Below are 23,749 nucleotides of genomic sequence, written 5' to 3'. Positions count from 1 at the left end.
TCTTTCTCCTGGTTGTCAGTATTCGAAGTCGAATGCATGAGAAGCAGGAACTTTTCGTCGCGTATGCTTAGGTTTCGCTCTCGCTCATTGCATTTGTCTAATAACTATACCTGTGCTAAATTTTAATAAAACTCGCTAATTAAACACATTAAGTATGCAAAAATGCACAACATAAGGTGGGGGGACCTTCAATACCTTCTCTCAGTTGCAAATGAGGGGTCGTTGTCTGCTGCTGCCCGGTCACTTGGGGTAAATCACAGCACCGTTTTGCGCCGGCTCGACACTTTTGAGCATCGCCACAAGTTAAGGGTATTTCATAAGCTTCCTACTGGATACAAATTAACGGTTGAGGGACAGAAACTCTTGGAGTCAGCAGTTGCGTTAGAGTCGACCGTGAAGGAGTTGGAGCGCAAGATTTTTGGACAAGAAATGAAGCTGGAAGGCTTGCTGCGCATAACCACAACAGACGCACTTTTCCGCTTAGTATTGGGTAATCATTTGGCTGCTTTTCACCAGCTTTACCCAAAAATTCAGTTAGATCTGAGTCTGACGTCACGTCGATTAGATATAGCCCATTTGGATGCAGATGTAGCGATACGCCCAGCTAGCGAGCTGCCAGATCCCTTAGCTGGTATGAAGTTGTGTGAGATTGCCTTTGGTGTATATGGAACTCCAAATTACATAAACAGCCTTCACGGTAAGCATCTGCTCGACTCAGCATCGTGGTTAGTCATGCACCAAAGTAAAGCATCGCTGCAGTTTTTTGAGCGCATATCGGAAGAAAAGATAGTGATGAAAACGGACTCTTTCGAGCCTCTGCTAATCGCGGCGGAGCAAGAGATGGGGCTGGCGTTCCTGCCCCGATTTATTGGTGATAGTTCTGGCACTCTGCAAAAAGTTGATGTGGAAATAAAACAGCAAAGTATAGATCTTTGGATTATGACGCATCGCGATCTTAAGAAGTCTGCCAGAATAGAAGCATTTTTTGATTTTATGAAAGAAGCAATTAAGCCAGATCATACTCGTTTGGCGGGTTTCGGCACTTAAACTCCGAGATTTCGGCACTCGATAATTTTTAACGTGTGCCTGCCCTACTTATTCAAGATTCGACGTCTCCCCGTCTTCAGTAGCAGATGGCTTTAGAGTCCTGGGTCAATGTAGCGGCTTTCGAGGCCAGTAGCTCTGTATAAGCCGATGGGATCATTTTAAAGCTCCTGTAAGTGTGCCACTCATCACTTGCGGCCTAACGAGGCTGTAGAATAACTCCAACAGCAAAATCCAATTAAAAATCGAGTTCCTGTAATTAACGCTAAGCGCTTTTAAAGCATTAGGTAATTCATCTGAAAACCATAAAATAAACAAGACAGCCACTTTAATTAAGCAACAAGATTGCACCATTAAATTTAATTTTTAGGTTAATAATTTATCTTTTATTACGGTAAAAATGGTCAAAAATAACATTAATACCTATTGACAGAGTTAAGGCTCATATATGATGTGAGTTTAGTTAGCAGTAGCCCCTAGTTTTGACATATCATAAATCCATTTAATTCTAGACTCTTTAGTAGAGCTTATAATAGGGCCAATCATTTTACTTTTCACAGAACCAAAACCAACGAATTTGAGTGTTGTTGTCTTTAATTGTTTGATAGCTGGGGCACCTTGAATCCAAAAGTAATACCATGGTGGGGTATCCATCGTCATCACAATTCGGGCTGTTTTCCCTTTAAGTAATTTTTTGGGAATAGAGTTACCTTTCTCGTATTCAAATGCAAAACCAGGCAGAAATGTTCGATCAATAAGTCCTTTTAATTTTGCAGGTACTGACCCCCACCAAATGGGTGTGAAAATAACTAAATGATCGCACCACTCAATATAGGCCTGAAATGACTTTAACGTATCTTCTAAGGAGGCTTTTTCATCATATCCGCTGGAAAGATCGATGTTGAACTCCATATCTGATATTTTTATCAGCTGGACCTCGTGTTTATTTTTAGCTGAATCTAAGTAAGCCTCAGCTAAAGAACTTACAAAACTATCTTTCTTAGGATTTCCCACCAGAACTAATACCCGCTTACCCATCTCATTATCCAATAATTAATTATGTGAGATGGAGTTTACCGTCTCCCCATTAGGGGAGAGTCAAATGTTTATTTAGGGATTTATCTGGTTATAGCATTTATCAATATTATTGACTTGCTTATTTATATCCTCAATTTTGCTAATTAATTCTTTTCTTATCTCGCTTAAAAATTGTTTAATTTTTTTCCAGTCAACTTTGTTATCATTGTAAACGATAACGCCTCTAAGTTTAGACAGCGTTATTCCTAAATCCTTTGCCTCTTTAATTAATATGAGAAGCTCTATATCTGTTTCATCATATACTCTATAGCGGCCTTTTCTTTCCGGCTGCCTTATCAATCCTTTTTCTTCATAGAATCGAATTGCCTTAATAGATAATCCTGTTTTTTTTGATGCTTCACCAATGTACATATAATACCGACTTATAACGAGGCAGTAGAATAACTTCAACAGCCAGATTCAATTAAAAAATGAGTCCTATAATCAACTTTGAGCATTTTTATTGACGTAATGCCGACTATCTATAAGACCTACTAGAAGCACTACTAGCCTCTATTTATTCTTTCACTTTACCTTTAGGAGGCCAAAAATGGAGGACACCTTCCCTATTTTAGCGCGAAAATATCCTTATTTTATAAGTTTTTATTAATACCAAAAAGTATAAGCTATTGCTATTAATAAATATTATGCTTGGGCTAGATTGTTTTATCATGTAAAGGTGAGTAAAGTTTCATTTAGCTAATGACAACTAATCCTCAATGACCGCTATTCGCTGAAGTACTGCTGGGTGCCATTAATGGCCATAAAAATCTTAGCCACTGGTTAGTTACCTTTGCTTTATTTAGAAATAGCTTTTTGAAGACCATAGGTTAATAACACTGCAAAAGCACTGCGGTGAGACAACCCTGCTAATACTTTGGATTGGATACTTAACCCTCGACAATTTCGTGACTTTAACTGAGTCTCAAATGCTAGCATTTCTTCAACCATGCTGCCCTCCTCACTACCAATGTATATAAACACTTGTGCTTTCATGGCCTTATTGCTTTTTGCATAGTTACTTTCCAGCCGAAACATCGCTTTATTGTCATACCAGAACGATGGACTACCTAAAATGTAATACTCAAACAATTCAGGATGAGTGATCAAAATGTTGGCGCCAAGCAACCCGCCATATGAGTAGACAACAAATATCTTTTTGTCCGGCTTAATTCGGTACATATGGTTAATAAGAGGTAAAACTTCATCTGAAATGAAACTTATGTACTGGTTGGCTTGACCAGAATGCTTTTGAGGTTGGAGCGAGTGCCCCCTTCATTTGAGGCATATGTTGGTGTGTAGTCACTTGTACGACTAATCAAAGGGTCATGTCCTTTGGAGTATGAAATCCCGACTATAATGACATCCTTAAAATATCTGCCCCCATTAGATGTACAATGCCACTCGCCGCTGCAACGAAGTAGCCCGTGTCTTTCAATAATACCAGAGGGTACTTTTTATTGCTTTGTGAATAATTGTTGGGCAAGCGTATATGAAGCTCATATTCTAATCCACTTTTTTCATGTTTGATTTCAAGGTATGCGTATTTCGAATTTTAACTTCTGTAATCTTCTTCGCACTTAACGCTATAGAGCAAAAAACAACAGCAAAGGCCAGCTTAAAAACATTCTTTCTTTTCCTTAGATGTGTAAAAACTAAATTTTTTGCTGCTTTTTATTCGAAAGACTTCTAATTTTATTTGCAATAGGCCTTTCGAAGAAAACATACGATACATACGCAAAAAACACACTTAAGTTCAGTGATAACAACAACTTAAGTTCGTTGTTTAAATTTAATTTATTAACTATTCCGATAATAGGCATATGCAATAAATAGAATGAGTAAGACACCTTCCCTAAAAAGTCACCAATTTTATTTGCTAAAACAATATTGTTATTTGGTACTAAAAAAACAACACAAAAGAATACTGTGCTCATAACAAATAAAACTTCATAACTAAGCCACATCTTTTTTTTGTCGCCCTCGTTAATAGGTGAAAACTCAGGATACAATAGAGGTATTAAACATAAAGCTAATATAAACCAGTTACTTTTCATATAACTTGGCACTTTAAGTGATTTGTAATGCAAACCAAATATAACGCCAATAAAAAAATACGGAAACGTTCTTAAAGTACTAAAAAAGTTGTAAGGAATACTTTCAATTTCACCAAATAACCTTGGGAAATCAGCTAAATACCAAAACATCATAAAGGCTACGATTAATAAATATATATACCCTTTCCTTTCGCCTGCTAAAGACCAGAAAGCTACAAATATAATATAAAATTGTATTTCTGGTGGAATTGACCAAAGCACACTTTCGCCATGTATAAACAAAAGGTGCCCTATTAACGAATTAAGATCAGTTATGTTGTATAAAATATCATAGTTATTTTGTGTTAATAAGTAAGAGCTAAATACAATTACAAGGTATAGGGGTAAAACTCGGCCAGCTCTGGCTAATAAGTATCGTTCAATATTTGCTCTGCTAAACTTAGTGTCTAAATAAAGAAGTGACATTAAAAACCCACTAAGAAGGAAAAATAACATTACACCATAGGCTCCAGAACCACCCCCTAGAGAGCCATTTAACCAATGAGTTATATCTGAAAAGTGGGTAACAAATACAATAAGGGCGGCTAAAGCTCTTAAAGAGTTTAATTTTCTAATTTCCATGAAGTTGATTTAATCCTTAGCTTATTACTTTTTAAGTTGTTCAAATTGAATTATCGGCTGTATGATCTTAGATCTTATACAATACTACTGAGGCTTTTTACGTTTTAACCAGGCTTTAACGGGTACTATCCATTCTTTTCTGGGGATAAAAAAAGCGCCATGTTCTTTACCCGTTGAAATCGAAACTTCTTTATAAGAACTAACAGTGCCAAGATTCCTAGCAACTACATTGTCACACGAACCAACAGAATCAGATGTTTCATATACTGATAATAAATGACCATAAATAGCGATTTCTGCTCTTTTAGCTAATCCGCTTGTACAAGCCGCTAAGATTACAAAGTTAATATCCATGTTTTTTAAATTACTCGATGCAATTGCCGTGATAAACCCACCACGGGAAAAGCCAACTAAGGTTATGTTACTTGCAAGTACGCCATTTTTTAGTAATTTAGTTACTTGTTTAGATAGCTGTTCAGCATATTTAAAAGGATGGGTTTTCGCTGGTCGATGAGTAGCAATTAAATGATAGCTTGAGTCACCAAGTTCCTTTTTAATAGCTGGAAAATTATATTGCCCCCAGCGCTCATGGACAGGTTTAGGATCTATGCCCTCTACAATGAATCCGTGAGAATAAAAAACATATTTATCAGATGAATTTATTGTGTCTGGGAGACTATCAAATATTTCACTGCCATAGCTAAATGAACTAAAAAGAATAGTAAAAATAATAAAACATTTTTCTTTAAACATATCATACCTTTATAAAGCTATAAGTGCCTGAAATAGAAGCTATTACCTTGTAGTTTTAGCGCCGAGCACTAAACTAGGATCAACTCTTTGATTGTCTTTAATTACTTCAAAATGAAGATGAACCCCTGTCGCTTTACCTGTATCACCAATAACGCCAATAACCTGCCCAGCTTTAACCCAAGAACCGACTTTGGCCTTACTCGATTCTAGATGTGCATATAACGTTTGGTAGCCATTCTTATGTTGAATTAATACAGTATTTCCATAGTTCGAATGCAAGGTTTTGTTATCTGAAATAACTATTATTCCATCAGCAGCAGACAGCACAGGGCTACCTCTTTCTCCAACATAGTCAACACCACGATGTGGCTTATAATCTCTAACCTTGCTGATGCTACGAAATGTTGAGCTTATCGTATGGTTATCTAGTGGGTGCTGCCAAGTTAGATTGCCTGTCATTGCGGAATCTTTTAAAAATATATGCAGACTAAAAATAACAAGTAACATTAAAAAGAACTTTAAAGTTAAAGTAAGTCGGCTTTTATTCGTTGGATAAGCAATGTGTGTAAGCCTCGCTTTGTAATCATCAGCGCAAAGCGCACCAGAATTAAATTGAGCGACTGGATTGTTGTTATCAAATTGAACGCTTTTTTTTAATGATTGCAACAGTGCCTTGGCATAATCATGTTTGTTAAAATTAAAGCGACATATTGTCAGCCTGTCACACTTGTGTTCCATAGCGCGAATAAACTGCCATTCCATCTTTTTAACAAATGGGTTTATCCATAAAAGGGTGCTTAAGACCCTCCATAAAAGAATTGTAATATGATCTTTGTTTGTAATATGCGTTAGCTCATGTTGGATCAAAATGTTTTGTTGATCCTTTTTTAGCGATGAAAAATAGTTAGGTAGCACGATATAGGGCGCCGCTATGCCAATGACAAAAGGGCTATGGTTTAGCGAGGAAATTACAACCTTCACTTTACTAGTCGACAGCTCATTTATTAACTCAGATGCTCTTGATAAGCTTTTGAGGTTTTGCCAAACAGCTAATAGTTTAATTAATTTTAAGCAGGTAAAACCAAAGTAACCAACAATTAGCGCTGTTGCGATTAAATCTACTTTCTGCAAACTTGCATGAGTAATACTGGCTTGTTTTACTATTTGTACACTTTCTAAGCTTGAGTTTATATAATCCAAATCAGCAATAGGTATATTAATAGTGCCAAGAGACAAAGGGATAAAGGGTAAAAAGCTAGCTAAAAGCGCTGACCACCAAATACTTGGCGAGGTATTATCGTACTTGGTTATATAAGATGAGTAAGCATAAGCAAAGCCAGAAAATATAAGCCAAGGAAAAATACGATTTACTATGAATTGAATAATGAAAGAGTCCACTACTTTTGTTTTTCATCCTTTGAGAGTTGATTTAATAGTTCCTCTAATTCATCGATTTCTGCTTTATTTATTAAACGGCTATCAGCGAACATAGTGACAGGTAGAGGTTCATCTAACTCTAAGACATTGGTTGCGAACTCCTGCATGTAGGATGCAAGCGTCGGTATTTTCTCAATTAATGCCTTAAAGGTTTTTTTGTTGCCTGAGGAACCTACTTCTAAAATTCCCTTATTGCCCATTCTTTCCAAGGTTTTACGTGTAGATGAGTATGACCATCCATACTTTAATGCCAAGTATTCATGGATTTCTTTGGCTGTGCGTGGCTGCTTTTTCCAAAGTAATTTCAGTATTTCTAACTCTGTTGAATTTGGCTTCATATAAAAATTTAAAAAGTGTGACTTGTGTCGCACTTTAACATTCGGTATGTTACAAAGCAACTTTGTGACACATGTCACACTTTGATTTTGGAAATTTATGAAAATTTATTTTAAATATGTGATTTATAGCTTCCGTTTGAATTTTTGTAACCCTTCACTCGGAAGAATCGAACTTCGAACAAGTTTTTGCAGACTGATTTAACTACTTTTTTAATCGCTGGGTATACGGCCAAAAATTCCAATATTAAACTTATAAAGCAAAATTAAGGAAAAATATCAGATGAAACTGTTTTTTGTAAAATGCTTAACTTTTATTATTATGTTTAACGTAAGCTGCAACAATGCAGCAGTTGCTGAAGATCGTAGTTTTGAAATTGCTAACAGCAAGGTTGTGACGATTGACTCTGAAGTACTGGGCAAGAAATATGATTTATTTATCAAAGTGCCTCGTAGTTACTTCTTGGAAGGAAATAAATCATTTAAGTATCCTGTACTTTACTTAAATGATGGTGCTTATACCTTCAAAGTTGCTGCTGGTGCAACTCACATGCGAAACATGGATAACGTCATTGTGGTTGGTATTTCATTTGCTCATGGAGAAAATGGCCAATTCAGTCGAGTTAGGGATTTAACCCCTGTAGTTAACAAGAGCTGGACAAAATACACTACAGGTGGAGCAAACAAGTATTTAGAGTTTATTGAAAAAGAAGTCTTTCAATACATTGATCACAATTACCGAGTTAACGCTAAACAGCGAATATTGTCTGGGCAATCATTGGGAGGTTTATTTGGCGCTTGGGTACTGTTAACCAGGCCGGAGCTGTTTTCTGCTTACATCTTAACTAGCCCTTCGCTTTGGTTTAAAAATGATTGGATATTTGAATTAGAAGATAAGTATGCCAAGAAGAATAAGTCCTTGAAGGCCAATGTGTTTATGGCAACTGGCGCATTAGAGACTTTAGATAATGGTATGAAAGAAGATATGGTCGCAGGTCATATGAAGTTTGCTAACCGTTTACGAGCACGCAATTACCAAGGATTAAAACTAGAGGATGAAGTAGTAAAAGGAACAGATCACTACTCAACTTTTCCTGTTGGACTTTCAAAAGGGTTGGTACTATTTTACGAATCACAAAAATAACGCTAGTGTGATAGTCTGCTTTTCACTGCAGACTATTAGCTTTATGTGCTTTTTAGTTGCTTATTACACAAACTGCGCAACTACGTCTTTTTACAAAAACTACGTCACGTCTAATGTTATTCATTTTCACAACATGGCCGAAAGTTGATAACCCAGTTAACAACCAAAAACAATAAACAAAGCGGTCACTCTAATTACTAAAACCCTCACTTAACAAGCGAATTCAATTCTAAATTAGGGTACGGAATGACAATTAAATCCCTACAAAAGTATTGATTCAGATCATGGTCGCATAGAAGAAAGGATAGTGACTTCATGCAACCAACTTGATTGGCTTATTGAATGGTAACGACTATATATCATAATTTATTCACTGCGATAAATTAAAAATCACTCTATTTTAGCTGTTTGTTAAACATCATGAAACGATTTAATGATAAGTATTAAGAAGGTGTTAGCAATTTGATTGCTAACACCTTTTATTTTTTCAGATTACAGACTAAGTAATAAACCTTTTTTTAATTACAAATTGTGCCCGTAACATTTATTGCTGGTGCTGCTGAACTACTCGTAGACTTAGAGTTCTGTGTACCAAACTCAATAGATTGTCCTGGTTGTATCGTGCTATCCCAGCTATTAGGTGTTGCTGTATATGGATTTGAACCTGTAACCGTTCCATTCCAGCTATTAGTAAGACCGTACCCTGAAGGATATGACCAGGTAACAGACCAATTGCCTGATACAGCAGTATCACCATTATTGGTTACTTTAATATTACCTGAAAAACCTGAATTCCAATCATCCCCTAATACAAATTCACAAGTCACACTGTTGCTTGGAGCTGGTGTAGGATCTGGATTAGGTGTAGTACCACCACCATTTTTAATGAACTTAAAGTAATTCACATTAAATAAGTAACCGCTACCCGTAAAATTAGTCCGAATAGTTTGATTACCCGCAGCTAAATCAACTGTTGTAGAAACCGTTTGATAGGTCTGCCATCCGCCAGTGTTTGATACGTTAATAGAACCAATACTGTTTGTTCCATTTAGTAAATACGTTAATGTACCACCATTAGAATCAGATGCTACACGCGCTTCAACGGTATAAGTACTCGCCTCTGCAACATTAACAGCAAAGTCTAAATAATCACCATTTTGAATATAGCCGACATTTAAACCACCACCTGAATCACCAGTATCTTCAGTTTTCGTACCACTTTCAAGTACAAACGCTTCAGCTTGAACAGTTCCTGGAATAGAAAGGCGATCTGTTGGTGTAGTGCCACCACCATCATCAGTAACACTAACCGTTACGGTTGCGTTGTTACTTGTTGTTGTACCATCGGTTATTGCATAGGTAAAGCTATCAGTACCGGTATATCCAGTATTTGGCGTATAAACTAAACTATTACCATTTTGGCTAACAGAGCCATTACCCGCTTGTGAGTAAGTAGTAATACTGATTGAATCACCATCTGCATCACTATCATTTGAAATCACATTTTTAGATACATTGGTATTTTTGGTTGTTGAAATTGAGTCGTTGTTGGCTACAGGTGCATTATTACCACCGTCTCCAGGTCCTGGATCAATTACGCTACCTTCACAGCCGTTATTTGGACAATAGATTCGGTAGTTACCACTCATCGCTAACATACCGAACATATATAGAGTTCCGTCATAATAACGATACTTTCCCTCCGGCACAGGTGTATTCCAAAATGCATCAACAAACTCCCAAGCATCTGACTTATTAGACGCTAAACTTGCTATCGCGTTCATAGCAACTAAACCGGGTGAATGGTCGGTATTATTTGGATCATATAATGAACCATTTAGGTTATATAAACCTGCGTAGGTATCAATCCCCTTGCCTTTAAAGAAAGATTGTAAACGTGTTGCCCACGTAACTTGCCACTCATCTTTTTTAAACCACGAATAATCCATTGCGGCATTGCTAATAGTACGCCATGCATCATATTGAAAAGTTTCTTTCCATTTTTGGAAACTGCCATGTGGACTACCATCAAAGTTGGCATAATCAGGTGATAAGCCGGTACTAGAATTTGCAGTTGTCTTAAAAAATTTACGACTTTCAACCGCCATTTCAGCCCATAAGTCATTATTATTATCAGCCCATCGAGCCCACAATTCATAAAAGGCAGGTAAATGATATGAAGGGTCGGTCCAGTTACGGTCAGTAGGGGTAGATGGCGAGAATACGATTTGTTTGTTCGCTTTATCAATTAAGGTATATTGTTCTAACTGCCCTTGATTGTTATAACGTGTTTCACCATTACCAACCATGTCTTTTAATATTTGGTTTGCGTGTGCTTCATAGTTATAAATACCTGAGCCATTACCCCATCGGTTAGCAGCAAAAAATAGTGCTGTTACAAAGTACTCTTCACCATCAGGCGCCGGCGCAGCATCTTGCACTTGGCCACTTGTACTTACTTTCCATGCAAAATAACCTTTATTGTTGCCTGATTTATTTAAAGAATAAGTATTGGCCCATTTCCATAATTTATTAAAGTCATCTTGGCGATCCATTTGAACAGCCGCCATCATACCGTATGACATACCTTCGGAGCGTACATCGTTATTACCCACATCCCAAATGTAAGCCATATCATTACCAGTAGGAATGAAAATCGCTTTATTAGCTGTATCGGTAGAATGGAATAATTGATCATAAACTTTATTTAAACGCGCTGTTACTTCTGACGAAGAATAACCAAACTCTTGGAACATACTACGATATTGACCAGAGTCGAATGCTCCTTGGCTTGGTAACGTAGGCGCAGCAGGCGCTGCAGGAATGTCGCCAACACGGTGTAATTCATAAAAATCTAAAAAGGTGTCATTGCCACCATTATCAGATTCTAAAACAAACTTAAGTTTTGTATTACTGGGTTGACTCGATAATTTAAAATCTATACTCGATACGCTAGCAGATGAACCACTAAAGCTGGTTGCGCCCACTTTTTTATCGCCAAGGTATACACTAATACCGGCAGCGCTGTTATCGGTACTTGCACCACGAATATCTAAACGAAATTTCCCCGGTATGCCACTCACTTGGGTATTTACTTCCACGCCATCATTGTTAGCAAATGCCGCGACACCGTTAAAAGGTGTATCTATAACACTAGAATAACCAGGTAGTAATGTACCGCCTTCTAATTCACCACTTGCCAATTGTTGAGCGTAAGCACTTGTTGTTAATATACTTACACCTAAAATCGGCAATAATAATTTATTAATTTTCATAACAATCCTATTTTTAATATTTGATTACTTTACGATCCATGTTTTTTATTATTTAGAAATACATGAATGTAGAGCTACTTGCTAAACACTTGTAATAAACTCGTAAAACACTGCGTACAACAATCAACTCAAATATCACAACCAGCAAAACCAGATTTCACATATCACCTAGTTTATTTATGTTGTTTTTTTGAATAATTAACAATCAATGCACAGATGATTACAGATGTTAATGTCATTTTGACAATAATAGCTTAAATAAATAATATTTTTGTCATTAAATATTAACAATTAAGGGGGGGGGACGGCGATGCAAGCAGATTAAATAGGAATAATAAAAATTGAAAAATGATGTTAAACGCTATTGCAAATCGTGATATTGAACAAGCGACTTACACTTTACTTAAATGCATTAGTAATTTAACTATTGAGAAGTGAGATAGTTGCTGCGAGTTTATAAAGTGTTTGGGTTTAGTAAAAAAAAAGCTTAACGAGTGAGGTAGTCTAACAACGCCAAAACTATTGCTTTAGTTTTGGCGCTTATTAAAGGGGTAATATTTACCCTTTCATTTGTTCAAGCTCTTTGCCTTTGGTTTCGTGTAAAAACTTAAATACAAATATAACTGAAACAAACGCGCAAAATGCGTAAAAACCATAAGCCCCAGCTAAACCTATACCGGTGAGCATAACAGGGAACGACCAGGTAATTAAAAAGTTAGCTATCCACTGGGCAAAGCCGGTAACTGCAAGACCAGAGCCGCGAATTTGGTTAGGGAACATTTCGCCTAACATAACCCACATTACAGGGCCCCACGATAAGTTAAAAAAGAATACATACGCATTAGCGGCAATTAAAGCAACTATGCCCTGCTCTCCTAATTCTAAGTTACCTGTTGAGCCAATATCTGCGTTTAAAAAGGCATAAACAATAACCGAAAGCGTCACCGTCATACCAACTGAGCCGGTTAACAAAAAAGGTTTTCTGCCAATTTTGTCTATAAAATACATGGTAATAAACACCGCTAAAATACTTACAAAGCCGCTTATTATATTAATGAGTAACGCGTCAGATTCAGTAAAACCGGCTGCTTGCCAAAGTACCGCGCCGTAGTAAAAAACAACATTAATGCCGACTAATTGCTGAAATGTAGCTAAGCCAATTCCTATCCAAACAATGGGGCGTAAACGTTTTTTAGGTTTATCAATAAGATCAGATAATTTAGGTTGGTGTTTATCGCCAGCAAGAGACTCTGCTATTTCATTTAATTTAAGAACGGCAGTTTCAGCACCATATAATGACGATAAAACACGTGCAGCAGCGTCTTTTTTACCAACCATAATTAAGTATCGAGGGCTTTCGGGAATAAAAAATAAAGCGATTAAAAACAAGCATGCAGGTAATAACTCAACCCAAAACATCCAACGCCATGTTTCAAAGTCGAGCCAAAATATAGCCGTAGAGCCGCCAGCCGTATTTGCTAAAAAATAGTTACTCACAAATGCGCTAAATAAACCAAATATAATAGCCACTTGTTGCAGTGTAGAGAGCGTGCCTCTGTATCGTGCGGGGGCAATTTCGCTAATATAAGCGGGGGTCATAACCGATGCAGCCCCTACAGCTAAGCCGCCTAAAATGCGATAAATCACAAATTCAAACGATGTGACCGACACACCCGAGCCCCAAGCACTTATAATAAATAAAGCAGCGGCAAAAAGTAAAATTGGACGCCGACCAAATTTATCAGCCAATCGACCTGCGCAAAACGCACCAATGGCACAACCAATTAGCATGCTCGATACGTTAAATCCCGTACCCGCACTACTGGAGCCAAACGCCGTTTGTAATCCATCAACAGTGCCGTTAATTACGCCGCTGTCAAAACCAAATAAAAAACCGCCAATGGTCGCAACAAAGCAAACCAGTACTATTAAAAGTACATTTTCTTTCTCGTTCATAAGTATCCATATTGTGTGTTGTTGTTATTTTATATAGATTTTGAAGCTCAAAAGGGTGTGCTTATTTAGTTGTTTTTATTGGTTGAGCTTGATTCTCTTTCTATTAATTCAAAATCTAAAATATGTCTTAAGTCTAAGCTTTTTACATTGCTTAAATCGTTGTACTGACCCGATGCAAGTAAAGTAATCGCAAGCTCAGCCATTTCATTAATGGGCTGTTTTACCGTAGAAATATTTGGCCAAACTATAGTTGCAAGTTGCGTGTCATCAAAGCCAACAACCGACAGTTCGCTTGGAATATTAATACCTTGTTTTTGAGCTATTGAGATTACAGCGGCCGCCATATCATCGTTAGCAGCAAAAATAGCTGTTGGTTTATCATCAAGCGAAAGTAATTTTATTGCCGCTTCCATGCCCGATTGATAAGTAAAACTGCCCTGCTCTATATACTCAGGTGGCGTTATTATTTTATTAGAGCGCAGTGCATCTAAATAACCTTGGTAACGCAAACGGCTAACACCTTGTTTAGTGTCGCCAATAATATGTGCAATTTTGCTGTGCCCTTGATTTATTAAATGCTCTGTAACATCAAACGCCGCTTGGTAATCGTCCATGCATATATAAGGGGAGCGATTTAATTTTGTATCTGGCGTTATTCTTACAAACGGAATATTTGCTTTAGTAAGTACATCTAAAACCTGTTCGTTGTCGCACATAGGAGGCAGTAAAATCATGCCATCAACCTGTGTAACATCAATAAGTTGCTTTACCGATTCAATTGTTTTGTCAATATCGGTATGCGCTTCGTCAACAACAAGGTGGTAGCCCAATGCACGGCATTTTTTAAGCGCTGCCAATAAAAATTGGCTTATGTAAGAGTCACTTGGGTTATCGTATAAAAGCCCTAAAAAGAATGACTTAGTACTAGCAAGGCGCCTAGCAGACACATTTGGCCTGTAATTTAATTGCTCAACAACAGCCATTACTTTTTCGCGGGTTTTGTCGCTTACTTTTTTGTCTTGGTTGAGCACGCGCGAAACTGTCATCATTGATACACCAGCCTGCTCGGCTACATCTTGTATTCTTGCTCTTTTAGGATCGGCCATTACTGTTATTACCTACTCACAATCAGTGGATTGTTATAATTAACTTTCTTAATTTTCATTATACATAATTGTAAAGCTTGATATTGTTTACAGCGCGTTTTAAATGATTACTTATTGACAAAGTCTTATACTACACTGAAAATGTTAGCGCTAACAACAAATTTATAATATTCACACCCAACAATATAAAAAACTTAAAAAGGCCTATATTATGAGCATGCTGCAAAACCCAATTCTAAGAGGCTTTAACCCAGACCCAAACATTGTCAGAGTTAATAACGACTACTACATAGCCACTTCAACATTTGAATGGTTTGGCGGTGTGCAAATTCACCACTCTACCGATTTAATAAATTGGCGAGTTATAGGCCAAGCACTTAACACCGTAGAGCAACTCAATATGCGAGGAGTGCCTGATTCTTGCGGCGTATGGGCTGCGCAACTTAGTTACAATAATGGCCGTTTTTATTTGGTATATACCAATGTAAAAAGCTTTGATGGCCCTTACAAAGACACGCCAAACTATTTTGTATCAACCACTGATATTACCGGTAACTGGTCACAAGCGACTTACTTAAATTCTAGCGGTTTTGATCCGTCTATTTTTCACGATGATAACGGTAAAAGCTATTTACTAAACATGCTGGTTGATCACCGCAACAACGCACTATTTGGTGGCATAGTAGTGCAAGAGCTTTGCCTAAAAACCAATAAATTAATAGGCGATGTTAAACCTATATTCTCAGGCACAAAACTTGGTTGCACTGAAGGCCCACATATTTTAAAACGCGGTGATTACTACTATTTGATTACCGCTGAAGGTGGCACTGGGTATGAACACTGCATTAGTGTTGCGCGCTCTAAAAACGTATTTGGCCCTTACCAAGTACACCCGCACAACCCCGTTATTACAGCAGCCCACGAGCCGAGTAATACGCTACAAAAATGTGGCCATGGAGATTTTTTTCAAACACAAACCGGTGATTGGTACACGGTATTTTTAACATCTAGACCACTGACTGAGCGTGGCCGCTGCATTACAGGGCGTGAAACAGGGATTGAGCAAATAATCTGGAAAGACGATGACTGGCCTTATGCCAAACACACAAATAAAGCCCCGAGAATACACGTACCCGTTGAAGGTTTAACGCTAAACCCACAGCCGCAACCCACAACACATATTGATTTTAGTAAAGATGATCTGACTGTTGATTTTCAGTCATTGCGCATACCTATGTGCAAAAATTGGGTGTATAAAAACACTCAAAAAGCATCGCTTACCCTAGTAGGTAAAGAGTCTTTAAGCTCATTGCATCAGCAAAGTTTTATTGCCAGGCGTGTACAGGCTCATCATACTGTTAGCAGCACATGCGTTGATTTTGCGCCGAGCAGTTTTCAACAAATGGCGGGGCTAGTATGTTATTACAACACCGCGCATTACTACTATTTGCATATAAGCGGCGGCGATGTAGGCGATGAAACCACACCGCGTTATTTAAATATAATAAGCTGCGATAAATACCAAACAAGTACGCCTGTTGCACCGCTTTTGCTTAAAACAAACAAACCTGTTTACTTAAAAGCTGATTTTAATGGCGCTCAGCTGCAGTTTTACTACGCCAACGAAAAAAACTGCTGGATAAAGTTTGGTCCAGTGCTCGATGGCAGCATTTTATCTGATGATTACGTGCAGCAATCACCGCAAGGGTATCGCCCGTGTTTTACCGGCGCTTTTGTTGGTATGGCTTGCCAAGACTTATCGGGACAAAATAAAGAAGCTCACTATTCATTTTTTAATTATGACGAACCTAGCGGCGAATAAATCGCCGCCAGTTAAGTTTATTATTTGATTGAAAGCTTTTTGAAACTGCTTTAAAGCTCATTCAAAACTCTTTTAAAGCTCTATTAAAGTTCTCTTAAAACTATTTTAAAACAGGGCTTTAATACGCTCCATTTGTGATTGTAAAAGTAAACTTTGAGAGTGGCTCATAATGTCACTCTCTCGTTTGTTTTCGCTCAGTAAGCGCCCTACTTCTTGCGCTTCAAAGCTATAACCTTGTGACTGCCTGCCATCTTCAAAATGCTCAATTAAGTCATCAAGCTCATACAAAGAGCACTCGTAAGCCCTAAATGCATCGGGTATTTTTATATAACCTTTGTCGCCAATAATATACGCGCCATTTCCTAACCGGCATTGAAATGACGTTGCTAAGCTCACCATTACATCGCCACAATTAGCAGTAATAAGTACATCGTCTTCCACGCCTTTGTAGCGAATATTTGCTCTTACGTGTAAATTTTCTAAGTCGTTATTTAAAAAGTAATTAGCGATAGCCAGCGGATAAATTCCCATATCAAGTAAACAACCGCCCGCTAAATCTGGGTTGTATTCACGCCCATCGGGATTAAAAGGCACAGGATAGCCAAAGTCAGCTTTAACATGTTTAATAGTGCCAATTCGCCCTTGCTCTACCCATTGTTTTGCTTTTTGTATTGCAGGTAAAAAGTACGTCCACATGGCTTCCATTAAAAATACGTCGTGCTTTTTAGCCAGTAAAGACAACTGCTTGCACTCTTCAGCCGAAACCGTAATGGGCTTTTCGCACAATACATGCTTACCTGCTTTAATAGCATCGCTGGCATTTTTAAAGTGAAAGTTATGCGGGGTCGCAATGTAAACTACATCAACGTTTTTATCGTCAAATAATGCCTGATACCCTTCGTAGGCATTGGCCGCACCATACTTGCTCGCAAAAGCGGTTGTATCATCCCCATTTCTTGCTGCAACTGCGTACGCAACACCATTATTTGTATGTGCTAAGTCTTCACAAAATTGTGCGGCAATTCGGCCACAACCAACAATACCCCAGTTTATTTTTTTCATAGTGTTTCCTTATGATCTTAAAAAGAAATTTAAGTGAACTCCAACAACCAAGCAATAAACTTGCAAATTAATTGTTAAACATAGTTTAAAACTAGCTTGACTTAACAATATCAAATCATTAATGTTAGCGCTAACACTAAAACAACATTAAGTATCACATTTATGTTCCTTGGTATCGATTTAGGCACTTCAGGTGTAAAAGTAATTATTTTAGACGAGCAAGACCAATTGCTTGCTCAAGCAAGTGGCTCTTTAAGCGTTTCACGCCCAGCACCACTTTTTTCTGAGCAAAACCCTTCAGATTGGTGGCTTGCTACCTGTAGTGCAATCGAGGATCTTAAAAAGACTCACCCTGCATTACTAAAATCGGTAAAGGCTGTGGGCCTTTCTGGGCAAATGCATGGCGCAACGCTGCTTGATAAAAACAATAATATTATTCGCCCAGCCATTTTATGGAACGACGGGCGCAGTGCTGCACAATGTGTAGAGCTTGAAAAACGCGAACCAAATTCTCGTAATATTACCGGCAACATAGCAATGCCTGGTTTTACTGCACCTAAATTGGTGTGGTTAAAAGAGTTTGAACCAGAAAACTTTGCAAAAGTAGCCAAAGTATTATTACCAAAAGACTACCTACGCTTTTTAATGACCGGTGATTTTGCATCAGACATGTCTGACTCAGCAGGCACACTGTGGCTAGACGTAGAAAAAAGAGCATGGTCGCAAAAAATGCTTAGCGCTTGCGACTTAACAGAGCAACACATGCCTACCCTTTTTGAGGGCACACAAATTACTGGCAAATTAACAGCCCAAGTTGCTGCTAAATGGGGTATGGAGCAAGTGCCTGTTGTTGCAGGTGGTGGCGATAATGCCGCAGGCGCTGCTGGTGTTGGCGTAGTAAGGCCTAAACAAGCGTTTTTGTCATTAGGTACTTCGGGCGTTTACTTTGTTGCTAACGATAAATACCTGCCTAACCCAGAAGGTGCTGTACATACTTTATGTCATTGCATTGAAAACACCTGGCACCAAATGTCAGTGGTGTTAAGCGCAGCAAGCTGTTTAACCTGGGTCACTAAATTAACCGGTTTTAAAAACGAAAGCGCATTGCTTGAACAAGTAAGTAAATGCGATTTTAGCAAACCAAGCTCAGTCATATTTTTACCTTATTTAACTGGCGAGCGTACGCCGCATAATAACCCCGATGCCAAAGGCGTATTTTTTGGTTTAGATAGCGATACCGATGCAGCAGCCCTTGGCCGCGCAGTACTCGAGGGCGTTGCTTTTGCCTTTGCCGATGGCCAACAAGTACTGCTTGATGCTGGTGCACAAATTGACGATGTAACCGTTATTGGTGGTGGCGCTAAAAGCCCACTGTGGGGAAAAATCATCGCAAGTGTACTCAACCGCCCCCTAATTTACCGAGAAGGCTCAGAAGTTGGCCCCGCATTTGGCGCAGCAAGGCTTGCCCGAATAGCAGTAACACAACTCCCTGCACAACAGGTGTGTGTTAACGGCAAAGTAACGCAAACAATTGAGCCAGACCCAGTCATGCAAAACTTTTACGCACAGCAATACACAACATACAAAGCACTTTACCAAAGTATAAAAACATACTTTTAATACACTATTATAAAATTAATGGAGCACATTATGAGCGAACAATTTTTTACAAACGTTGAAAAAATCAAATTTGAGGGTGAAAACTCTAAAAACCCATTTGCATTTCGTTATTACGACGAAAACCAAGTAGTGCTTGGCAAAACAATGAAAGAACATTTACGTTTTGCAGCCTGTTACTGGCATAACTTTTGTTCTACAGGGTTTGATATTTTTGGTGAAGGTACGTTTGACCGTCCTTGGATCCAACCTGTAGGCAATCAATTAGAACTTGCTGAACAAAAAGTAAAAGTAGCCTTTGAATTTTATGAAAAATTAGGCGTTCCTTACTTTTGTTTTCATGATGTTGATATTGCCCCTGAAGGCAAAACACTACAAGAAAGCCACGATAACGTAACGCACATAGCTAACATTATCGAAAAAGAAATGCAGCGCACAGGTGTAAAACTACTGTGGGGTACTGCTAACTTATTCTCAAATCAGCGTTTTTGTGCCGGTGGTGCAACAAACCCTAATCCTAATACGTATGCATATGCAGCAGCACAAGTTAAACATGCAATGGAAATTACGCATCGTTTAGGCGGCGAAAACTACGTACTTTGGGGTGGTCGTGAAGGTTACGACACGCTACTAAATACAGACCTTGCACAAGAAAGCGAACAGTACGCACGCTTTTTGAAAATGGTTGTAGAGCACAAGAAAAAAATTGGTTTTAAAGGCACATTATTAATTGAGCCAAAACCACAAGAGCCAACTAAGCACCAGTACGATTACGATACAGCAACGGTTGCAGGCTTTTTATACAAGCACGGCTTACAAGACGAAATTAAAGTAAACATTGAAGCAAACCACGCAACACTTGCGGGTCATAGCTTCCACCACGAAATTGCAGTTGCTTGCGCAGAAGGCATTATGGGTAGTATTGATGCTAACCGTGGCGACATGCAAAACGGTTGGGATACTGACCAATTTCCTAACGACGTAGCTGAGTGCACACTTGTTGTTTACGAAATTTTAAAAATGGGTGGTTTTACAACGGGCGGCTTTAACTTTGACACTAAACTTCGTCGTCAATCGTGTGAGCGTGATGACTTATTCATTGGTCACATTGGCGGTATGGATACGATGGCTAAAGCATTACTCAATGCAGCAGCAATGATTGAAGGCGGCGAGCTGACTGATTTTGTTGAAAAACGTTACGCTGGTTGGAAAGAAGACCTAGGTCAAAGCATTCTAAATGGTGAGCAATCACTTGAAAGCCTTTCAGCCTTAGTACACGAGAACAACATCGATCCTAAGCAAGTTTCTGGTCGCCAAGAACTGCTTGAGAATATTGTTAACCGCTACGTATAAGGACATCGCCTCGGTTTTAAAGCCGAGGCGTACATCATTATGAACTTGTTAGAACAACTCAAAAAAGTAACCACAGTCGTTGCCGACAGTGGCGATGTAGAGTCAATCAAAGCCCTACAACCGGTTGATGCAACAACCAATCCTTCGTTAATTTTACAAGCTGCAAAATTACCTCAATATAAACATTTAATTGAAGACGCTATACAAAAAGCTGGCAACAACGTTGACGCTATATGCGACCAACTTATTGTTAACTTTGGCTGTGAAATACTAAAAGTAATACCTGGGCGTATATCGAGCGAAGTAGATGCGCGTTTATCGTTTGATACCCAAGCAAGTATTGCCAAAGGGCGTAAGCTTATTTCACTTTACGAGCAAGCGGGTATTTCAAAAGACCGCGTACTTATTAAACTTGCTTCAACATGGGAAGGCATTAAAGCCGCCGAGCAGTTAGAAAAAGAAGGCATTAAGTGTAACTTAACGCTGCTTTTTTCGATGGCTCAAGCCATTGCGTGCGCACAAGCTAACGTAACGCTTATATCTCCGTTTGTTGGTCGTATTCTTGATTGGTACAAAGCCCGCGATAATAAAGAATACACCCCAAGCGAAGATCCTGGTGTGCAGTCGGTTACAGGTATTTATCAGTACTATAAAAAGTACGATTATAAAACCGTGGTAATGGGCGCAAGCTTTAGAAATACCCAGGAAATAATCGAACTTGCTGGCTGCGATTTACTGACTATCTCGCCATCATTACTTAATGATTTACAAAGCCAAGAAGGTGAACTGGTTACAAAGCTTGACGCTGCAAACATTGCCAAAGGACCGCAAAGCGACATAACCCCACTCACCCGCGAGCAATTTTTATGGCAGCACAACGAAGATCCAATGGCCAGCGAAAAGCTCGGTGAAGGTATTCGTAACTTTGCCAAAGATCAGCGTATTTTGGCTAAATTGGTTGAAGACTTACTAAACTAATTTCCCTCAAGCCTGCTACATAACGTGCGGGCTTTTTTAATTTTATTTGAGGTAATACATGACTCAACTTTCTTCTCGTGCGCCTTTTGCTAATGCCATTCGCGCACTCAGTATGGATGCGGTACAGCAAGCAAACTCAGGGCATCCGGGCGCACCTATGGGTATGGCCGATATAGCCGAAGTACTGTGGAACGATTTTTTAAACCACAATCCAACCGATCCAAATTGGCCAAACCGAGACCGCTTTGTACTTAGTAACGGTCACGGCTCTATGCTTATTTATTCTTTATTGCATTTAAGCGGGTACGAACTACCACTTAGCGAACTTAAACAATTTAGACAAATGCATTCAAAAACCCCAGGTCACCCTGAATACGGTTACACCCCAGGTGTTGAAACAACCACAGGTCCGCTTGGCGCAGGTTTATCAAATGCCGTAGGTATGGCTATTGCCGAAAAAGCCCTAGCAGCACAATTTAACAAAGAGAGTTTTGATATTGTAGATCATTACACTTACTGTTTTATGGGTGATGGCTGTTTAATGGAAGGCATATCGCACGAAGCATGTTCGCTTGCAGGCACATTAGGCCTGGGTAAACTTATTGCTTTTTGGGACGATAACGGCATATCTATCGACGGACACGTTGAGGGCTGGTTTACCGACGACACCGCTAAACGCTTTGAAGCGTACGGCTGGCATGTAATAAAAGATATAGACGGCCACGACCCAGAGCAAATTGCAAGCGCCATTGCACAAGCAAAACAAGTGAGCGATAAACCTACCCTACTGTGTTGTAAAACCGTGATTGGTTTTGGCTCGCCAAATAAATCAGGCTCGCACGACTGCCATGGCTCGCCATTAGGTAATGACGAAATAACTGCGGCGCGCAAATTTTTAAACCTACCAAATGAAGCATTTAGTATCAGTGATGATATTTACGCCCATTGGGACGCTAAACAAAGCGGTAATAAAAAACAAAAACAATGGCAACAACTGTTTAGCGACTACACCAAAAGCCACCCTGAGCTTGCTAAAGAATTTGAGCGACGCGTAATTAAACGCACCCTTCCTGACAACTTCGAAGCTATTGCAAACAACTATATTGCACAGTGCAACAATGACGCCGCTAACATTGCCAGCCGAAAAGCCTCGCAAAACACCATTGAAGCCTTTGCCCCGCATTTACCAGAGTTACTGGGTGGCTCTGCCGATTTAGCCGGTTCTAACTTAACGCTGTGGTCTGGCTCTAAAGGCATAAGCGCAGATGACGCCGGCGGTAATTACCTGTTTTATGGCGTGCGTGAGTTTGGTATGAGCGGCATTATGAATGGCATATCACTGCACAGTGGTTTTATTAATTACGGTGCTACATTTTTAATGTTTATGGAATACGCCCGTAACGCAGTAAGAATGTCGGCACTTATGGGTATTCAAAATATATTTGTGTATACCCACGACTCTATTGGTCAAGGTGAAGACGGTCCAACTCACCAACCTATTGAGCAACTAGCCAACCTACGTATGACGCCAAACCTAGTCACATGGCGCCCATGTGACGCAGTAGAAACTGCAGTATCGTGGAAAAACGCGATACAAAATCAGCAGCAACCTACGGCGCTTATTTTTAGTCGCCAAGGGCTCAACCACCAGCCACGTACCGCTCAGCAAATTAGCGACATAGAAAAAGGCGGCTATATTCTTAGCGATAGCAATAAAGCGCCTGAGCTTATTTTAATTGCAACGGGTTCTGAAGTTGATTTAGCAATGCAAGCCGCAAAAGAGCTTACAGCACAAGGCGTTGCAGTGCGTGTGGTATCAATGCCAAGCACCACATTGTTTGATCTACAATCAGACGATTACAAGCAAAGTGTATTGCCAAACTCGGTAGCAAACCGTATTGCAATTGAAACATCACACCAAGATTACTGGCTTAAATATGTTGGCTTACAAGGCAAAGTAATTGGTATGAGCACTTTTGGTGAGTCGGCGCCAGGTAACGTGTTATTAGAGCATTTTGGCTTTACCACCAAAAATGTAGTGAGCACCGCGCAGGCGTTAATTAAAGCCAACGCCTAATACATTTTGTACGCGTAATGCGCGCAATAATACAA

At 39.0% G+C, this 23,749-nt stretch carries 17 protein-coding genes and 1 pseudogene; 7 read left to right on the top strand and 11 right to left on the bottom strand.

Annotated elements, in window-relative coordinates; all coding sequences use genetic code 11:
- Positions 1-162: 162 nt before the first annotated feature.
- A complete protein-coding gene (locus D172_RS07620) occupies positions 163-1,047 on the top strand; it encodes a LysR family transcriptional regulator (RefSeq protein WP_007375152.1) in 885 nt (294 codons plus the stop codon).
- Between the two features lie 456 nt (positions 1,048-1,503).
- Here D172_RS07620 and D172_RS07610 read toward each other — a convergent pair whose 3' ends face one another.
- From D172_RS07610 to D172_RS07580, 7 genes and pseudogenes are all read right to left on the bottom strand, one after another.
- The gene (locus D172_RS07610; protein ID WP_007375154.1) at positions 1,504-2,082 is read right to left on the bottom strand and encodes an NAD(P)H-dependent oxidoreductase; all 579 of its coding nucleotides are present in this window, start codon (positions 2,080-2,082) and stop codon (positions 1,504-1,506) included.
- Between the two features lie 72 nt (positions 2,083-2,154).
- On the bottom strand, positions 2,155-2,493 hold the full coding sequence (locus D172_RS07605; protein WP_008138200.1) for a MerR family transcriptional regulator: 339 nt from the start codon (positions 2,491-2,493) through the stop codon (positions 2,155-2,157).
- A 426-nt stretch (positions 2,494-2,919) separates the two neighbouring features.
- Positions 2,920-3,363: pseudogene (locus D172_RS21700) on the bottom strand (alpha/beta hydrolase); the annotation flags it as partial.
- Between the two features lie 413 nt (positions 3,364-3,776).
- Positions 3,777-4,799, bottom strand: a complete 1,023-nt coding sequence (locus D172_RS07595) for an acyltransferase family protein (RefSeq protein WP_007375156.1) — start codon at positions 4,797-4,799, stop codon at positions 3,777-3,779.
- 84 nt (positions 4,800-4,883) lie between these two features.
- The gene (locus D172_RS07590) at positions 4,884-5,552 is read right to left on the bottom strand and encodes a hypothetical protein (RefSeq protein WP_007375157.1); all 669 of its coding nucleotides are present in this window, start codon (positions 5,550-5,552) and stop codon (positions 4,884-4,886) included.
- Positions 5,553-5,594: 42 nt separating this feature from the next.
- The gene (locus D172_RS07585; protein ID WP_007375158.1) at positions 5,595-6,950 is read right to left on the bottom strand and encodes a M23/M56 family metallopeptidase; all 1,356 of its coding nucleotides are present in this window, start codon (positions 6,948-6,950) and stop codon (positions 5,595-5,597) included.
- A complete protein-coding gene (locus D172_RS07580; RefSeq protein WP_033022890.1) occupies positions 6,950-7,327 on the bottom strand; it encodes a BlaI/MecI/CopY family transcriptional regulator in 378 nt (125 codons plus the stop codon). Before D172_RS07580 ends, D172_RS07585 begins: the two co-directional genes overlap by 1 nt.
- A gap of 280 nt (positions 7,328-7,607) precedes the next feature.
- Between D172_RS07580 and D172_RS07575 the strand changes: the two genes are divergently transcribed.
- Positions 7,608-8,468 carry an alpha/beta hydrolase gene (locus tag D172_RS07575; protein ID WP_007375160.1) on the top strand — a complete coding sequence of 287 codons (861 nt, stop codon included), beginning with the start codon at positions 7,608-7,610 and terminating at the stop codon, positions 8,466-8,468.
- Between the two features lie 518 nt (positions 8,469-8,986).
- Here D172_RS07575 and D172_RS07570 read toward each other — a convergent pair.
- The 3 genes from D172_RS07570 to D172_RS07560 form a co-directional block, all read right to left on the bottom strand.
- Positions 8,987-11,743 (bottom strand): glycosyl hydrolase family 8, encoded by a 2,757-nt coding sequence (locus D172_RS07570; protein WP_007375161.1) that lies wholly within the window; start codon positions 11,741-11,743, stop codon positions 8,987-8,989.
- A gap of 558 nt (positions 11,744-12,301) precedes the next feature.
- On the bottom strand, positions 12,302-13,705 hold the full coding sequence (locus tag D172_RS07565; protein WP_420713808.1) for a sugar porter family MFS transporter: 1,404 nt from the start codon (positions 13,703-13,705) through the stop codon (positions 12,302-12,304).
- Between the two features lie 59 nt (positions 13,706-13,764).
- Positions 13,765-14,805 (bottom strand): LacI family DNA-binding transcriptional regulator, encoded by a 1,041-nt coding sequence (locus D172_RS07560; protein ID WP_007375163.1) that lies wholly within the window; start codon positions 14,803-14,805, stop codon positions 13,765-13,767.
- Between the two features lie 211 nt (positions 14,806-15,016).
- Between D172_RS07560 and D172_RS07555 the strand changes: the two genes are divergently transcribed.
- A complete protein-coding gene (locus D172_RS07555; RefSeq protein WP_007375164.1) occupies positions 15,017-16,627 on the top strand; it encodes a glycoside hydrolase family 43 protein in 1,611 nt (536 codons plus the stop codon).
- A 105-nt stretch (positions 16,628-16,732) separates the two neighbouring features.
- On the opposite strand, the gene D172_RS07550 is transcribed toward D172_RS07555, so the two are convergent.
- The gene (locus D172_RS07550) at positions 16,733-17,689 is read right to left on the bottom strand and encodes a Gfo/Idh/MocA family protein (protein WP_007375165.1); all 957 of its coding nucleotides are present in this window, start codon (positions 17,687-17,689) and stop codon (positions 16,733-16,735) included.
- Between the two features lie 162 nt (positions 17,690-17,851).
- On the opposite strand from D172_RS07550, the gene xylB reads away from it, so the two are divergent.
- The 4 genes from xylB to tkt are packed head-to-tail and all read left to right on the top strand — an operon-like array spanning position 17,852 to position 23,714.
- The gene (gene xylB / locus D172_RS07545; protein WP_007375166.1) at positions 17,852-19,309 is read left to right on the top strand and encodes a xylulokinase; all 1,458 of its coding nucleotides are present in this window, start codon (positions 17,852-17,854) and stop codon (positions 19,307-19,309) included.
- A 30-nt stretch (positions 19,310-19,339) separates the two neighbouring features.
- Complete coding sequence (gene xylA, locus D172_RS07540) at positions 19,340-20,659, top strand: xylose isomerase (protein ID WP_007375167.1); 1,320 nt, start codon at positions 19,340-19,342, stop codon at positions 20,657-20,659.
- A gap of 36 nt (positions 20,660-20,695) precedes the next feature.
- On the top strand, positions 20,696-21,637 hold the full coding sequence (gene tal, locus D172_RS07535) for a transaldolase (RefSeq protein ID WP_033022893.1): 942 nt from the start codon (positions 20,696-20,698) through the stop codon (positions 21,635-21,637).
- Positions 21,638-21,695: 58 nt separating this feature from the next.
- Positions 21,696-23,714, top strand: a complete 2,019-nt coding sequence (gene tkt, locus D172_RS07530) for a transketolase (protein WP_007375169.1) — start codon at positions 21,696-21,698, stop codon at positions 23,712-23,714.
- Positions 23,715-23,749: the final 35 nt, after the last annotated feature.

Origin of the sequence: Pseudoalteromonas sp. Bsw20308, assembly GCF_000310105.2 — a bacterium.
Lineage (GTDB): Bacteria > Pseudomonadota > Gammaproteobacteria > Enterobacterales > Alteromonadaceae > Pseudoalteromonas > Pseudoalteromonas fuliginea.
The sequence above is the reverse complement of the archived record's forward strand: the minus strand, read 5'-3'. Positions and strand labels throughout refer to the sequence as shown.

Bases quoted from the DNA above. Each gene is read 5' to 3' on its own strand.
- D172_RS07620 (WP_007375152.1), top strand. From the start codon at position 163: ATGCACAACATAAGGTGGGGGGACCTTCAATACCTTCTCTCAGTTGCA.
- D172_RS07575 (WP_007375160.1), top strand. From the start codon at position 7,608: ATGAAACTGTTTTTTGTAAAATGCTTAACTTTTATTATTATGTTTAAC.
- D172_RS07570 (WP_007375161.1), bottom strand. From the start codon at position 11,743: ATGAAAATTAATAAATTATTATTGCCGATTTTAGGTGTAAGTATATTA.
- tkt (WP_007375169.1), top strand. From the start codon at position 21,696: ATGACTCAACTTTCTTCTCGTGCGCCTTTTGCTAATGCCATTCGCGCA.
- xylB (WP_007375166.1), top strand. From the start codon at position 17,852: ATGTTCCTTGGTATCGATTTAGGCACTTCAGGTGTAAAAGTAATTATT.
- D172_RS07555 (WP_007375164.1), top strand. From the start codon at position 15,017: ATGAGCATGCTGCAAAACCCAATTCTAAGAGGCTTTAACCCAGACCCA.
- D172_RS07590 (WP_007375157.1), bottom strand. From the start codon at position 5,552: ATGTTTAAAGAAAAATGTTTTATTATTTTTACTATTCTTTTTAGTTCA.
- D172_RS07580 (WP_033022890.1), bottom strand. From the start codon at position 7,327: ATGAAGCCAAATTCAACAGAGTTAGAAATACTGAAATTACTTTGGAAA.
- xylA (WP_007375167.1), top strand. From the start codon at position 19,340: ATGAGCGAACAATTTTTTACAAACGTTGAAAAAATCAAATTTGAGGGT.
- D172_RS07550 (WP_007375165.1), bottom strand. From the start codon at position 17,689: ATGAAAAAAATAAACTGGGGTATTGTTGGTTGTGGCCGAATTGCCGCA.
- D172_RS07605 (WP_008138200.1), bottom strand. From the start codon at position 2,493: ATGTACATTGGTGAAGCATCAAAAAAAACAGGATTATCTATTAAGGCA.
- D172_RS07610 (WP_007375154.1), bottom strand. From the start codon at position 2,082: ATGGGTAAGCGGGTATTAGTTCTGGTGGGAAATCCTAAGAAAGATAGT.
- D172_RS07560 (WP_007375163.1), bottom strand. From the start codon at position 14,805: ATGGCCGATCCTAAAAGAGCAAGAATACAAGATGTAGCCGAGCAGGCT.
- D172_RS07595 (WP_007375156.1), bottom strand. From the start codon at position 4,799: ATGGAAATTAGAAAATTAAACTCTTTAAGAGCTTTAGCCGCCCTTATT.